Below are 14,701 nucleotides of genomic sequence, written 5' to 3'. Positions count from 1 at the left end.
CAGTGGCCAGCCCCGGTCGGCTCGACTCGGCGAGTGCAGCAGACCGCGATTTACCCAGTCGCACCGATCCGATGACCGAGGAACTGTCCTCGGTCATCGGCGGTCCGGTCGGCAAGCACGCGCTGATCGGTCGGCAGCGCTGGTTCACCGCGCTACGCGTCGTCCTGCTGCTGGCGGTGGTCTTCCTGTGCTTCGGTTGGTTCGCCAAGGCCGCCTGTATCCAGCAGGCACCGGTGGGGCCGGGCGGCGAGCTCGGACTCGATTGGAGTGGCAGCCGGCAGTACGTGGCGATGTGCTATTCCGACACCGTGCCGCTCTACGGGGCGGAGCGACTCGATCAAGGTGCGTTCCCGTACAAGAAGTCCTGGGAAGAAACCAAGGCCGACGGGTCGAGTCAGATCAGGTACATGGAGTACCCGGTGCTCGCGGGGCTGTACCAGTACGGCTCGATGGTCGTCGGAAAGGCCTGGAATTCACTGAGTTTCCTGCCGCAGGCGTTGCCGGTCGTCGTCTACTTCAACGTGGTCGCCCTGGGATTGGCCGTCGCCTGGTTGGTCACCGTGTGGGCCACTGCCATAGCTGCCGGACGCCGTATCTGGGATGCCGCCCTGGTGGCGGCCTCGCCGCTGGTGATCGTGCACGGATTCACCAATTTCGACGCTCTCGCAACGGCTTTCGCGCTCACCGGGTTGCTGGCGTGGGCCAAGAAGCGGCCGGTTCTGGCCGGGGTTCTGATCGGTCTCGGCGGTGCCACCAAGCTCTATCCCCTGCTTTTCCTCGGGCCACTGCTGGTGCTGTGCTGGCGCACCGGAAAGATGCGTGAGTGGGGCATCACCGCCTGCGCCGCGCTCGGTGCCTGGCTGGCGGTCAATCTTCCTCTCGCGCTGCTGTATCCGTCGGGATGGTACGAGTTCTTCCGGCTCAATTCCGAGCGCGGTGCCGACCCGGATTCGCTGTACAACGTCGTCACCTCGTTCACCGGCTGGACCGGTTTCGACGGCCCCCTGTACCCGGGTGACAAACCGTTAATTCTCAATGCCGTGACGCTGGTGTTGTTCGCCATCGTCTGTGCACTGATCGCATACATCGGCACGACGGCACCGACGCGGCCGCGGCTCGCGCAACTGGTCTTCCTGGTGGTCGCCGGGTTCCTGCTCACCAACAAGGTATGGAGCCCGCAGTATTCGCTGTGGCTGGTTCCGCTGGCCGTTCTGGCGCTGCCGCATCGCCGAATTCTGTTGGCGTGGATGACGATCGACGCATTCGTCTGGTTCCCGCGAATGTACTACTACCTGGGTGTGGAGAACAAGGGCCTACCCGAACAGTGGTTCACCGCGACCGTCGTGGTGCGCGATATCGCCGTGATCGGGTTGTGCGCGTTGATCGTTCGCCAGATCTACCGTCCGGCAGAGGACCTCATTCGAAACGGCAGCGCCGTCGACCCGCTCGGTGGCGTGCTCGACGGCGCTGCAGATCGGACGACAACTGCCCGCAAGGTCACATATAGCGGCCGAGCTGCTTGACGGCCTCACCGGCGTGCTTGGCCTGGATACCGTCGCCGATGGCCTGAAGCTTCCACTCACTGCCCTGGCGGTAGACCTTCGCCATCACCAGACCGGTGAAGGGCATACCGCCCTGCAGGGTGAAGCGGGCCAGTTCGGTGTTGGTGGTGTTGTCCACCAAGCGGCAGAATGCGTTCGCGACCTGCTCGAACGTCTGACCGCGGTACGAGGTGACGGTGAAGATGATGCCGGTCACGTGCTTGGGCACCCGCGTCAGGTCGACCACGATCACCTCGTCGTCGCCCTCGCCCTCACCGGTGAGGTTGTCGCCCTGGTGCACGATCGAGCCGTCCTTGGCATTGAGCTGCCCGTAGTACACGACATCGTTGACGTTGCGGTCGGCGAGCATGATCGCCGACGCGTCCAGGTCGATGTTCGCGGCTCGGCCGCCGCCACCGAAGAATCCGCCCTTCTTCGGTGTGGTCACCGGGTCCCAGCCGAGGCCCATGCGGATGACCGTCAGAGCCACGCCGCCGTCCTTGCGGAGGGTGACCTTCTGGCCCTTCGTGAGGCTGACGGGCTTGGACTTGGTGAGGCTGACTTCCGGAGCCTCGGTGCGGACCGGGGCGGCGGGTGCTGCCGGCGGCGCCGCGGGCGGCGGTGTAGTGGCGGGAGCGGGAGGAGGCGTCGGTGCGGGAGCAGGGGCGTCGTCCACGGACACACCGTGGTCCGTCACCAGGGCGGCGAAGCCACCCGCGTAACCCTGCCCGACGGCTCGCACCTTCCAGCTGCCCTGACGGCGGTAGATCTCCAGCGCGATCACGATCGACTCCGAGCTCAAGCCATCGATCGTGTACTCGTACAACACATTTCCGCTTGCGTCGCTCACCCGCGCGACGGGAGCGGCGGATCGACCGAAGTTGCTCGACGCGTCGTCGAGGGTGATGACAGCGCGGATCTGCTCGATGTCGGCGGGAACTGCGGCGAGCGACACGGCGAGCCGGGCCGGTCCGCCCTGGCCGGGCTCGAGACGTACGCCGGGGCCGGTGGGCTGGTTGAAGAACACGAAATCGGCGTCGGTGCGCACTTTTCCGGCGTCGGTGACCAGTAGCGCGGACAGGTCCGCGGGTACGGCCAGCGAGATGGAGACGACGACGTCACCGACGGTGAGGGGGCCGTTCTGACCCTTGGACAACGGTTGACCGGCCGGAGCAGACAATGTGGTGGACTCTCTCTCGTAGTGCTGGTTACCGTCATCCAATGTACTTGTTCGATTTGTCCGGCTGGTGCGGCTGCGCTTCGGTGGACGTCAGATCTGGCGCAGCGTGAACAGGTCGCCGGGTGTGCAGCCGAGCACGCGGCACACGGCGGTGAGCGTCGAGAACCGGATGGCCTTGGCGCGGTCGTTCTTGAGCACCGACAGATTGACGACGCTGACTCCGGCCAGACGCGACAGCTCGGCGAGCGTCATGCCGCGGGCGTCGAGAATTTCGCCCAGATGGCAGACGACCAGATGGTCGACGAACTCCTCCGCCATCAGACCAGCCCATCGGCATCGCGAGCGAGCTTGGACCCCTGACGGAGCACCGCATAGACGAATTGCAGAACGATCGCGACGATCACGGCCAGCCAGAACGCACCCAGGCCGCGCGCAGTATCGGTGAACTCGGTTGTCTCGAGTGCGCCCTGGACCGCGTTGGTACTCATCACTCGAAGTCCTCCGGTGATGACCGGGTACAAGACCAGGCAGACAGCGACCGCGACCAGGTCGATGCTGGCACCGACGCTGAACGGGGTTTCCTTGATGACATTGTCGAAGAATCGGTACGCGAAGAAGATCCCCACCAGGATGATGATTCCGCCGGCCACGATCTCGCCGTACCTCATGAAGTCGATCATCCCGATGAGTCGCTGGACGTCACTTTTGGCGACGCTGAGCTCGATGACATTCCCTGGCTGCAACTGTCCGCCGAACAGGTCGAGAGTCGGCGAGTCCTCCCTGGGCGTGACGGTGGCGCTGACGTAGTCCGAGGAGTGGTAGTCCCACACCCTCCATCCCGACCACACCACCGCGATTCCCGCGTAGAACGCCATCGCCCATTTGTTGGCTCGTGCGGAGCCCAGTCCATATGCCATCCCGCCGCCTCCATATCGATAGTCGATAACAACGAATATCGATAACCTATCGAAAATCGATACGGTGTCAAGGGCGGACCGTCATCGCCTCAGCGCGACCGCCACGTGCCCTTCGATCTCCGACGCCAGTCCGGCAGTATCGGCGGGCGCGATGTCGATCGACTTCGCGGAGTGCACGATGTACCGGCCGTCCCGCTCGAAGTCCATCCAGAAGAACGAGACGGCATCGGTGTCCCGGCGGTTGTCGTAGGTCTTGCCGCGCGCGACGATGATCTCGCCCACTGCAGATCGTGGGCGGTCGAAGAACGACCGGAACTGCTCGTCCGCTGTCGCCCCTCTTGTTGCCGTGGACAGATGCGATCCACCCGATGTCGCTGCAGCCATCGCGCGTTCGAGTCGCTCGGCCGGTCGGTGGCCTGCAGTGATGTTCGGCAGGGATCCGAGAACTACGGCGGGGGCACGGTCCGGGCCGGTCAGTTCGATGGTGACGGCACCGCCGGAGGAGGCGTCGGGCCCCGGTTGCTGAGTGAGCACCGCGGCCGCGTCGTGGCGAATCGCTGCGTGGCTGCGCATGATTCCGTAACGGGAATCGGTTGTCTCGCCGCGACATTCGATGCGAACGATCGGATCGACGACGGTCCGAACAGCTGCCCCGAGTTTCTCGTCCATCATCGCGTCGATCCTCGCCGACGCCTCCAGCCGCAGTTGCCGCAGTTCGTCCACGGTATCGACGTCGATGGTGACCGCCAGGGGATACGGCAGTCGGTCGCGTCCGAATCGACTGCACAGCATCATGAAATCGATACCGGGCATGGTCCAGGTCATCATCGTCAGCCGCCGAGTACCGGAGGTGCAACCAGAGGTAGATCGCCGATCAGTTCGCTGCCGTTGCTCACGTCGACGAGGTAACCGGGAGTTGCGTGTTCGCCGTCGTTGTCGCCGGCTCCCCGCGCGCCTGCTGCGCCCATGGCGCCCATTCCCGGCATGCCGTGCGCTCCCGCGCGGCCGGCCGACGCGGCTGCGCTGCCAGGACCACCGGTACCGCCTGCCCCGTTACCGCCCGCACCGCCGCCGATCGGAGGGCCGAGAACCGAACCGCCGTAACCCGAGCCGGCACCGGAACCGCCTGCGCCTGCATATCCGGCACTGCCGCCGTAGCCCGAACCAGTGGATCCTGCGAAGCCGTTGCTGCCCGGTCCTGTTCCGCCGTAGCCGCCGGGACCTGCGCCGACCCCGGAGCCCGCACCTCCACCGGATGCGCCGGGCCCGGTGACCGATGCGGCACGGGTTTCACCGGAGTTGTCGGCCGGAGGCAGTGGACCCGATTGGCCGGACAAGGCCTGCCCCGATGCCGGGGTACCGGTCCGACCCGCTTCGGCAGCCTCGGCGCCGCCGGGTTGCGCCTGTGTTGCAGCCGTCGGGGCCGCCGAATCCGCCCCACTCGCGCCACCGTTTCCGGAAGTCGAACCGAGACTGCCGCCCCCGCCGGAATTGCCGAGGCCCCAGCCGCCGCTGGAACCGCCACCGTCGGCCACCGGATTGTGCGCTGCCGGCAGCACCGGGACCTGGGAATCGGACTGCAGCACCCCTGGTACGTAGACCGAGCGCATGATTCGACGCGCTTCTTCCTGCTGCTCCTCCCGGGCCGACACTGCCTCCTTCGCGGCAAAGGGAATGGGTAGAAGGGTATCGATCATGCTGCTTGCGGCCGGCGCAACCACCGGCGGCATCCTCGACTGCGTCTGCGTGAAGCCGGAGTGCGCCTCGAGCAACTTGTTGCTGATCAGGCTCATCGAGGTGGACAACGCGTTCGCAGACGAGACGTAGTTGCCCACACCGCCGCGGACGGAGTCGGCTGTCGGTCCCGACCAACCCGACGCCATGGCCGCCTCGATGCCGGACCGGAAGCCGTCGGATCCGGTGGCTGCGGCAGCGGACAAGTCGTTCCAGTTCTTGGAAGAGTTCTCGATGGGGCCGGTTCCCAGCGATCCGACCATGGCCACGATCTGCTCGTGCGGCATCACCTCGAACGCCTCGGTGATGACCACTTCGGTCGGCTCGAACTCGCCGCGGTAGTCGAGGGCCACGTTCGCCTTCTCGAATGCCGCTTCCAGGACGGAACCGAGAAATTCGGGGCCCATCGGCGTCACGAACGTACTGGTGACGATGTTGTCGATCGCCGCTGCGAGTTCCTCGTACGGATCCGTCATGCCCACCCCTTGCCCGACGTCTTCTCTCCCCGACGAACTGTTAGACGCGGCGCACGGCGGTTCGGTTCCGCAGCCACTCGAGAATTTCCTCGCTGGCCCGGACACCGGAGGAGTCGGTGACAGTCAGCCCCGGATGGGTGAATCCGAGCAGTTCGAGTTCGCCGTGCCGGGGTCGGACGGCCGAGTCGGCGGCGATGAGCATCTCGGCATCGAGTGCGCCGTCACCGGCGGCGAAGACTCGAGCCTCGGAGCTGAGCGTGCCGTCCTGGATCAGCCGGGTCCGCACCTCGGCCACCGCGAAGCTCTTGCACACCGCGTTCGGCATCGTGTAGATCTTCCGACCCTGCTGCGAGACGTTCCAATCCCGCGCGGCGCACCACTGCGACCACTGCGCGACGAAGTCCTCGGGCACAGCGGCCGTGTTCACCACCAGGTAGCAGAACAGGCCGTCGGCCTCGCGGTACTTGAGCACCCAGTCCTCGGAGACCCGCGATCTCAACTCTGCGCCGATGCCCGCCAGATCCAACTCGAACTCGTTGCGCCAACTCGAGTCGGGCACACCGTCGACGAGGATGTTGCCGCCGTTGCTGGTGATGGCATACCGCCAGGGTGCCCCGGGCAGCGCGATCCGCTGAAACTGTTCGATGGTCCGCGTGGTGGTCGGGACCACGAGCGTCGTCTCGCTCAACTCCCTAAGCAGCGACACCGCGCGAGAGCTCATGTAGGACAGTGGTTTTCCCTCGTACATCTCCACACACTCGAACCAATCGTCCAGGGGCACACCGAGTGCGCCCTCGGAGAAGATCATCGTGCGGTCGAGATCCACCGCGACGAGAGCGTTCACGACGCGTCCCCGCTCGAGACGTTCTTGATCAGCCCCATGCACGAATAGGCGAGGTCGGGCACCACGTCCACCGGCACTCCCCTGGCCGCGGCGAGCATTCGAATGTGTTCGTGCTCGGGCGCATCGGCGTCCCGCACCAGTACCCGCCACGGCACACGACGCAGCAGCACCCGCGTGGTTTCGCCGACGCCGGGTTTGACGAAATTGACGTGCGAGATGCCGTACTCCTCACGTACCTTCTCCACCGAAGCCCATCCCGTCCAGGTGGGTGTTCGGTCGGAGGCCAGCACGGCGGTCACCGAGGCGGCGACCTCGTCCCGGACGTCGTCGAAACGCGCAGCGACGGTGTCGAGCAAGTGCCGCGAGACGTCGTCCGGGGCGAGATCGGCGTAGTACTTCGCGCCGTGGAAGTCCCCGGGGCGAATCAGGCTGTCGTTGAGTACGGTTCGTGAAACCAACCCCGAGACAGTCGAATTGAGGCAGGCCGACGCGATGAGGAAGTCGTCGCGGGTGCCGTAGGTGCGGGCGCAGTTGCCCGGATCGGCGAGCACGGCGAGATCGTCGTCGAACTCGGCTCCGGGAAAGTCGCGGAGTGCGGCGGTGAGTTCGCGGGCGATCGCACCCTTGCCGGTCCAGCCGTCGACGAACACCACCGAACGCGAGTCGTGATGTTCGGCGAGGTAGCGCAGTGCCACGGAGTCGATGCCGCGATCACGCACGATCGAGACAGCGTAGTGCGGAATCTCGATGCCGTGAGCGGCGAATGCCCAGCGACGCATCAGAATTCCGACGGGTGTGCCCGCCCGAGCCAATGACGCGAGTGCGATGTCGTGTCCGCGTTCGGCCAGCACCACCTCGGTGACGGTTCCGACCGCGACCGCCAGCCGTGATGCGCTCTCCTGCAGCACTTTCTCGAACAGTTCACGGTAGGCGAGATCCGGTTGGTACTCGACCGGAAGCGATTCGGCGTAATGGGCCGTACCGGCCTGAATCGCCTTCTCTCGCTCGTTGATTTCGGCTTCGAGTGAGACCGACGAGAGGTCCTCGAGCAACCAGGTGACTTCGTCCGCTGCGTACGAGCCGAATTCGGGTCCGCGGAGCGGGCGTGCGCGCCGGGAAACCTCGAGTGCCGTCGGATCGGCTCCCGTCACGACCACCAGGAGCACGTCGGTGCCCGAGGCGGCGAGAGTCTCGGCGGCGGCAGCGAGGGCGTCGGTGTCGGCGGGGCGTCGGCGACGAGGACCAGTGTGGCGTCGTGCGGGGCGGACGCGTTGTAGAGGTAGCGCAGTCCCGATTCGTCCTCGGGTGCAGCGAACTCGAAACCGCGGCGCAGGGGGTAGTCGGGCACGTCGAGAACGTATGCCGGTGACCGAGTTGTGGTTTGGAACAGGGCGCGGTGTCCCAGTTTCTGCAGCGCCGCCGCCAGTCGGAGCGGCAGATACATGAGTTCCTCGTGGCCGATGACGACCACCGGTTCCGATTCGGGGAGCGAGCCGTCGACGGTGGCTGCGAGATCGTCGATCGCGGAGTCGAAACCTGCCGCGTCGGATCGGAGGAATCCATGGCGTCCGCCGTCGGGCAGGGTTGCCGGCCAGTGTGCGTCGACTCGGCGAACCGAACCGGATTGTGCAGCAGTGGGATTGAATACCGGGTCGGGTAAGTCCAGTACCGTCTCCATCAGTCCCGGCTCCAGCTCCACCGATCCCTGCGCCAGGCTCACGTTGTCGATCCGCACGCCGAGTTCGGTTGCCACCGCAGCCGCAGCAGCGAGATGTTCGGCGGTGCGCATGTCCACCAGGGATGCGATGACGTAGTGCGCGCGCCCGGCCGAGGAGTGAATCTGTCGCAACGCATCCAGCGCGGTCGCTCCGGTCGAGATCTCGTCGTCGACGAGTATCAACGGCAGGTCGCCGGCGAGAAGGTCGGCCGATGTGGGCATCAGCAGGTGGTCGGTGGCGTGCGAGTGACCCTCCTCGAACTCGCCGTGCACGGTCATGCCGGGTACGGGGCGACGCGTCGAGTGCAGGTAGCAGTGCGCGCCCAGAGCAGTCGCGACCGTGTGACCCAATCCCGTTGCTGTTTCTGCGAATCCGAGAACGTCGACATCGGAACCGCCCACCGCGGTGTGCACCAGGGCGGCCAGTTCGTTGCCTGCGGCGATGACGACGTCCGGATCGACGGGTATGTGTTTGCCGAGCACCGTCGAGACCAACAGGTGGGCGCGGCGGGGGTTGCGACGCAGGCCGGGCCGCACCAATTGTGTTGCGGTCCAGGACGACGACGAACCGGTGTCGGTGAGCACGATGCCGTCGGCCGGGTTCGCGTTCATCGCTGTGCCAGTGCGGTCAGTAGATCCACGAACGTGATCCCCTCGTTGGTGACGCCGAACGCCTTGGCGCGCACCATCGTCTGCTTCGCCCAATTGCGGTGCGGGCCCAGCTCGTTCATCTTGTTGCGGTAGCCGGATGCCTGGACGCCGCCCTGGTCGGAGGAGAGAATGTCGAGTGCGTCGTGGTACTCCTCGTGCGTCACCGCGGACAGCGCGTGCACGGCAGGCACGTGTGAGGGATGGATGACGGTTTTGCCCTGAATACCGTTCGCACGGTCGAGTGCCACCTCGCGCAGCAGGGCGTCGAGGTCGCTGCTCACCAATTGCTGGCGGAAGCGTACGGCCTGTTGATCGACGAACGGCGTCTGACGCAGAAGGGGACGAAACATGCGCTCGTGGTCAGCGAAGTACTCCCACACCGGTCCGGTGATGACAAATCCGGAGCCGTCGTACCGGCCCAGGTGATTGACGATCGCGCTGATGACGTCGGCGACGACGCGGACGTCGTAGATCGTCAGGTCGCGGTCGCGGCGGATGCCGAAGGTGCCGCACATGTCGGTGGCACCGATTCGCACCGCCAGCACGATGTCGCGGTACTCACCGAGTAGTTCACGGATGGCAACCAGTTCCGCGTCGCGGGTCTCCCGGTGCACCACTTCCGGTGATTCGAGGACGGGCATGGCGAACAGACGGGTGCCGTGTGCCTTCGACGCAGCGACGATCTCGTCGAGAAACTCGGCTCCGCGGGCGGCCGTGAACTTCGGTACGACGAATCCGGCGAGCCCGGCGGCACCGTGGTCGAGGCCGGCGCAGATGCTGCGGATGTGCGCGGCGGTACGGGCCCTTACGAACACCAGCGATCCCGAACCCGAGAGTTCGTTCAGAGTTCGCACGGTGTTGGCCAAGGCTTCTTCCAGATTATGGTCCGCCACAGCGTCTTCGAGATCGATGACGATCGACCGCACACCCTCGTCGGTGCGCTTGTTCACCGTCGCAGTCAGGTCGGGACGCGTGGCCGGGATGTACAGCGTTGCGCCAAGAGCCGTTGCCACGAGGTCGTTTCCGTCGCTCGTCTCGATGTCTTCGGGTTGCATGAAGAACACTCGTTCACGGGTGTCTGCGTCGAGATGGCGAAAGTGTTGCACCACTGTCCTTCGTGTGAATGTGATCAGTGCGAGGTACGCATGCGGTCGATCACGCCTGCGATGAAGTCCGAAATGGTATCCAGATCCTGCAGATATGACCAGTAGTCGGGATGGGTACCCGTCAGTGCTGTGCTCGCCCTGTCGATCCGGGCGAGCTGAGCATCCAACACCGAGCCCCATTCGGCAACCAGACCGCGATTGATCGCGAGTTGTTGAGCGTCACGAAGTTTGAACCGCACTTTGTTCTCGGTCTCTTTCGGATCGGCTTTGACCGCACGCAGAAGGCGAACTCGGTCGGTGACCGCGTCGACCAGTTGTTCGGCATCGCTCAGGTGTTGACGCGCCTGGGTCACCAGATCCAGTGAGTGTTCGGGGTTGCCCGCGCCGAGTGCAGAACGCGCCGCGCTCAGATCCTCGTCGGCCTGCTCGACGTGGCGCGCACTGGATCGTTCGTTGCGAGACAGGTCTGCCGAACTCTTGGCGTTGAACTCCCGCAGCAAGCTCGAGAAGGCCGGGGCAATGCCCTCGGATCTCGTTCGCACGGCCTCGATTCGGGTGCGCACCGAGGCCAGTGCCGTGCGGGCCTCCTGAAGGCGTCCCGGAGCCGAGTCCACTGCAGCACGCAGTGCGGCGGCCCGGTCGCGGACCAGGGCAGCGTGCTCGCGGGCGCGCAGAGGGTCGCGCTGATCGGCCTGCAATTGCGTTGTTGCCGAATCGAGTTCGTGCCACGCCTGCCGGAGTGAGGGGTAGCCCGCAAACTGCTCGTCGACGGTGGATCGGGCTGCGTCGGCCTCGGCCAAGGCGTCCTGGACCAGGCGCGGGGTCGCGGCGAACTGAGCGGAGGCCTGCTCGAGGGTGCCTCGATGAGCGTCGTAGAACCGATCCACGGCCGTGCTGGCATCGTGCAGAAGCGCGGTGGCTCGGTCGAATGCCGATCTGGCGACAGGGGTGGTGATTCCGTCGAACTGATCGACGGCGGCGAGGTATGCGGCCCCGGCGTCGAAACATTGCTTCTCGGTGTCTGCCCATCGGCCGGCGAGTCGATCCTCGGGTCGCAGTGCAGTGGAGGCCTCGACGCCCGCCGAGGCGATGGACTGACGCTTGTCCATGTCGAGAAACGCGGCGACAGCGTTGTCCTGGGAACGACGCGCGGCGGCGTCCGATTCGGCACCCCGGCGGAACACCCCAGGCCAGCGACTTGTCACCTGCTCGATAGTACCGACGGGAACCCTGGCGATGTCGCAGTCGTTGGCGGAGTACGTCCAAGAACCGGACATTCCCACTACGGTTGAACCCGTAACGGGAAACCAATTGCGAAAGGACCTCTCAATGGGCGTCAGCCTCAGCAAGGGTGGCAATGTCTCGCTCACCAAGGCAGCTCCGAACCTGACCGCGGTCGTGGTCGGTCTCGGATGGGACATCCGCACGACGACCGGCACCGACTTCGACCTCGACGCCAGCGCCATCGCTCTGAACTCGACGAAGAAGGCCTTGAGCGACGGGCACTTCGTGTTCTTCAACAACCTGAAGTCTCCCGACGGCTCCATCGAGCACACCGGGGACAACACCACCGGTGAGGGCGACGGAGACGACGAGCAGATCAAGGTCGATCTCGCCGCGGTACCGCCGGAGATCGAGACCATCGTCTTCCCCGTGTCGATCTACGATGCGGACGCACGCTCGCAGTCGTTCGGTCAGGTGCGCAACGCCTTCATTCGCGTCATCAACCAGGCCGACAACTCCGAGCTCGCTCGCTACGACCTCAGCGAGGATGCCTCCACCGAGACCGCCATGGTCTTCGGTGAGCTGTACCGCAACGGCGCGGAGTGGAAGTTCCGCGCGGTCGGTCAGGGCTACGCCTCAGGACTCGCAGGAATCGCTCGCGATTTCGGAGTAAACGTGTAGTAAAGGCCCTCTCAAGATTGGGAGTACCCCCGCCTCGTCATTCATGATGGGCGGGGGTTTTTCCGTTATTGGTCTCGAGAAGGGCCACGCCAGTGGTTGTGAAGATCTTCGGATGGTCGATTGCGGTCACCATCGTGTCCGTCATCGTGGCTTTCCTGTACGGCGGGATCGAGGCGATGATCCTCGTCCTCATCCTCGGCGTGCTCGAGGTGTCGCTGTCCTTCGACAATGCCGTCATCAATGCCACCGTGCTGCGACGCATGAGCGAGTTCTGGCAGAAGATCTTCCTCACCATCGGCATCATCATCGCCGTGTTCGGCATGCGCCTGCTGTTCCCGTTGGTCATCGTCTGGGCTGCGTCGGGCCTCGGTCCGGTCGCCGCCATCGACCTGGCGCTCAATCCGCCCGCCGACGGTGCCGCGACCTTCCCGGACGGTTCGCCCAGCTACGAAACGCTCCTCACCGACGCGCACCCGCAGATCGCAGCATTCGGCGGAATGTTCCTGCTGATGCTCTTCCTCGGCTTCATCTTCGAGGACCGCGACATCACCTGGCTGAGCTGGCTCGAGAAGCCTCTGGCCCGCATCGGTCGCCTCGATCAGCTCTCCGTGGTCGTTGCAGGCCTGCTGCTGGTTCTGAGCGCCGAGTTCCTCGCCGACGACGACAAGATCTCCACCGTCATGGTCTCCGGGGTGCTCGGCATGATCACCTACATCGCGGTCAACGGACTCGGTGAGCTCTTCCACGTCGAGGAAGAGGGCGAGGAGTCCTCGCACGGACCGAGTGAACTGGCGAAGGCGACGGGTAAGGCCGGGTTCTTCCTGTTCCTCTACCTCGAGGTGCTCGACGCGTCCTTCTCGTTCGACGGTGTCATCGGTGCGTTCGCCATCACCGCGGACCCCATCATCATCGCGCTCGGCCTCGGCTTCATCGGCGCGATGTTCGTTCGCTCGATCACGGTGTTCCTGGTTCGCAAGGGAACGTTGTCGGACTACGTGTACCTCGAGCACGGTGCGCACTGGGCGATCGGTGCGTTGTCCATCATCCTGCTGGTCTCGATCGGTGTGCACATCAACGAGCTGATCACCGGCTTCGTGGGAATCCTGTTCATCGGAGCTGCCCTGCTGAGCAGCATCCGACGCAACAAGCGTCTGGAGAACGAAGGCGTGGAGACCGCAGTCAGCGTCTGACCGCCGGGCTCGGAGCCGCGAGACTCACAGCTCCGAGATATCGACGAGCCCGTCCTGCAGGGCCCGCGCGACCAGGGCCGCTTTGGTCGGTGCCGGGCGCCCGACCGAGGTGTACTTGGCCCGAATTCGGGTGAGGTGGGTGTTGACCGTGCCGAGCGAGAGAAACAGTGCCTTCGCCACTTCGGTCTTCGAGTCGTGTCGAATCCAGCAGAGCAGCACCTCGATCTCGCGGCCGGTCAGATCCGGTCGCGGCGGGAACGGGCTCGCGGCGGCGGGAACGGGGTGAATCTGCATCGGGGCGGAACCAGGCTGATCGGCCCACGTGAGCGAGGTGGTACCGCGACCGATGAGCCGTTCTCGGATGACATGGGGTCGAGCAGAGCGGACATCGGATCTCCCGGGCGCTGAGGTGGGTTGAGACCAACTAAACCAATGGCGACGATTCTCACAGGTAATTCGCAGGTTTTCTGCCCTGACTATTAGGGGCATTGAACCGTCAACCGTCCCGTCAGCGTGTCACAGAGCTACGACAGTCTGCCGACCGTCGCCATCGAGTTCGATCCGCACATCGGCGCTCGAGTCGCTGACCAGGGTGAATGCAGTTCTTCGTGCGGCGGGATGGCAGTATTCGCGCGGTCACCACCCCGCCTGATGCACCCAGGAACGTCTCGGAAACCGCAGTGCTCACTCGCGCGGAAATTGTGGGATGAACCACAGCCTCGTCGAGCAGAACCACCTGCATTGCGGTGCGCTGTGAGTCAATCCTGCGGAGGTAGCTCGGGCATCGGGAGCCAGCCGTCCTCGACCGCTCGCTTGTACAGATCGGTCTTCGTCGGTGCCGGACGCCCCGCCTCGGCGTATTTGTTGCGGATCCGGACCAGGTAGTCGTTGACGGTCTGCTCGGACAGTCCGGCCAGGCGGGCGACGCGTCCGGCCTTCTCGCCCGACGCGTAGAGGGCGAGTACCTCGCGCTGGCGTGGACTGAGTCCGACGTCGGGAAGTTGCGGATCGCCGTCGATCGCGGCAGCCCAGTCCGTTGTGACGACTTGTCCGCCGCTCGCTGCGCGCCGGATCGCGGAGACGATCGCCGCCGCGGGTGCGGACTTTCGGACCACACCCAGTACGCCTGCACGGGCAGCCGAGCGAACCAGAAACGCGTTCTCGGCACCGGTGTAGACGAGCACGCGCGCACCGGCGGCGTGCAGTTGCTCCACGTTCGAGCGGGGCGAGGATCCGTCACCCAGCCGAAGATCGAGAACCACCAGATCGAGGGTCTGCTGCTGGGCGAGCAACTCTGCGACGGTGGCGGCGGTGGACACCAGTTCCAGGTCGGGTTCGTCTGCGAGCATCGCTTTGAGTCCGAGCGCTACCGATTCGTGGTCCTCCACCAGGCCTATGCGCCGCCCCCCCGCAGCAGATCCTTCGTGCGCCTTCGACATC

General features: G+C 65.2%; 14 protein-coding genes and 1 pseudogene. 3 read left to right on the top strand and 12 right to left on the bottom strand.

What is annotated here, in order from left to right; translation table 11 throughout:
* Positions 1-71 precede the first annotated feature (71 nt).
* Entirely contained in the window at positions 72-1,523 is a 1,452-nt protein-coding gene (locus tag AYK61_RS16400) for a glycosyltransferase family 87 protein (protein WP_121872811.1), read from the top strand.
* Here the strand turns inward: AYK61_RS16400 and AYK61_RS16395 are convergent.
* The 10 genes and pseudogenes from AYK61_RS16395 to AYK61_RS16355 all read right to left on the bottom strand — a co-directional run bounded on the left by AYK61_RS16395 (position 1,498) and on the right by AYK61_RS16355 (position 11,275).
* Entirely contained in the window at positions 1,498-2,697 is a 1,200-nt protein-coding gene (locus AYK61_RS16395) for a TerD family protein (RefSeq protein ID WP_121872812.1), read from the bottom strand. The two genes, AYK61_RS16400 and AYK61_RS16395, sit on opposite strands and share 26 nt — an antisense overlap.
* A gap of 114 nt (positions 2,698-2,811) precedes the next feature.
* On the bottom strand, positions 2,812-3,039 hold the full coding sequence (locus tag AYK61_RS16390) for a helix-turn-helix transcriptional regulator (protein ID WP_032378705.1): 228 nt from the start codon (positions 3,037-3,039) through the stop codon (positions 2,812-2,814).
* A complete protein-coding gene (locus AYK61_RS16385) occupies positions 3,039-3,638 on the bottom strand; it encodes a DUF2975 domain-containing protein (RefSeq protein WP_237669812.1) in 600 nt (199 codons plus the stop codon). Before AYK61_RS16385 ends, AYK61_RS16390 begins: the two co-directional genes overlap by 1 nt.
* Positions 3,639-3,719: 81 nt before the next feature.
* Positions 3,720-4,451 carry an ESX secretion-associated protein EspG gene (locus tag AYK61_RS16380; RefSeq protein WP_183130313.1) on the bottom strand — a complete coding sequence of 244 codons (732 nt, stop codon included), beginning with the start codon at positions 4,449-4,451 and terminating at the stop codon, positions 3,720-3,722.
* Positions 4,452-4,468: 17 nt separating this feature from the next.
* Positions 4,469-5,848 (bottom strand): PPE domain-containing protein, encoded by a 1,380-nt coding sequence (locus tag AYK61_RS16375; protein ID WP_121871574.1) that lies wholly within the window; start codon positions 5,846-5,848, stop codon positions 4,469-4,471.
* A gap of 40 nt (positions 5,849-5,888) precedes the next feature.
* Positions 5,889-6,692 (bottom strand): HAD family hydrolase, encoded by an 804-nt coding sequence (locus AYK61_RS16370; protein WP_183130312.1) that lies wholly within the window; start codon positions 6,690-6,692, stop codon positions 5,889-5,891.
* Positions 6,689-7,744 (bottom strand): cysteine protease StiP family protein, encoded by a 1,056-nt coding sequence (locus AYK61_RS27360; RefSeq protein ID WP_259468197.1) that lies wholly within the window; start codon positions 7,742-7,744, stop codon positions 6,689-6,691. Before AYK61_RS27360 ends, AYK61_RS16370 begins: the two co-directional genes overlap by 4 nt.
* Before the next feature lie 60 nt (positions 7,745-7,804).
* Positions 7,805-9,021 (bottom strand): annotated as a pseudogene (locus AYK61_RS16365) (phosphoribosyltransferase family protein); the annotation flags it as partial.
* Positions 9,018-10,166, bottom strand: coding sequence for an HpcH/HpaI aldolase/citrate lyase family protein (locus AYK61_RS16360; protein ID WP_121872808.1), 1,149 nt, complete (start codon positions 10,164-10,166; stop codon positions 9,018-9,020). The pseudogene AYK61_RS16365 and the gene AYK61_RS16360, both read right to left, overlap by 4 nt.
* A 23-nt stretch (positions 10,167-10,189) precedes the next feature.
* The gene (locus AYK61_RS16355) at positions 10,190-11,275 is read right to left on the bottom strand and encodes a hypothetical protein (protein ID WP_121872807.1); all 1,086 of its coding nucleotides are present in this window, start codon (positions 11,273-11,275) and stop codon (positions 10,190-10,192) included.
* 220 nt (positions 11,276-11,495) lie between these two features.
* Between AYK61_RS16355 and AYK61_RS16350 the strand changes: the two genes are divergently transcribed.
* Entirely contained in the window at positions 11,496-12,071 is a 576-nt protein-coding gene (locus AYK61_RS16350) for a TerD family protein (RefSeq protein ID WP_032396932.1), read from the top strand.
* 92 nt (positions 12,072-12,163) lie between these two features.
* Positions 12,164-13,261, top strand: coding sequence for a DUF475 domain-containing protein (locus tag AYK61_RS16345; RefSeq protein ID WP_121871573.1), 1,098 nt, complete (start codon positions 12,164-12,166; stop codon positions 13,259-13,261).
* A 24-nt stretch (positions 13,262-13,285) separates the two neighbouring features.
* On the opposite strand, the gene AYK61_RS27945 is transcribed toward AYK61_RS16345, so the two are convergent.
* Both AYK61_RS27945 and AYK61_RS16335 read right to left on the bottom strand, forming a co-directional pair.
* Complete coding sequence (locus AYK61_RS27945; protein WP_397485079.1) at positions 13,286-13,555, bottom strand: response regulator transcription factor; 270 nt, start codon at positions 13,553-13,555, stop codon at positions 13,286-13,288.
* Between the two features lie 464 nt (positions 13,556-14,019).
* Positions 14,020-14,700 (bottom strand): response regulator, encoded by a 681-nt coding sequence (locus AYK61_RS16335; RefSeq protein ID WP_121872806.1) that lies wholly within the window; start codon positions 14,698-14,700, stop codon positions 14,020-14,022.
* Position 14,701: the final 1 nt, after the last annotated feature.

The sequence above is a fragment of the Rhodococcus sp. SBT000017 genome, from assembly GCF_003688915.1.
Taxonomy (GTDB): domain Bacteria; phylum Actinomycetota; class Actinomycetes; order Mycobacteriales; family Mycobacteriaceae; genus Rhodococcoides.
The sequence above is the reverse complement of the archived record's forward strand: the minus strand, read 5'-3'. Positions and strand labels throughout refer to the sequence as shown.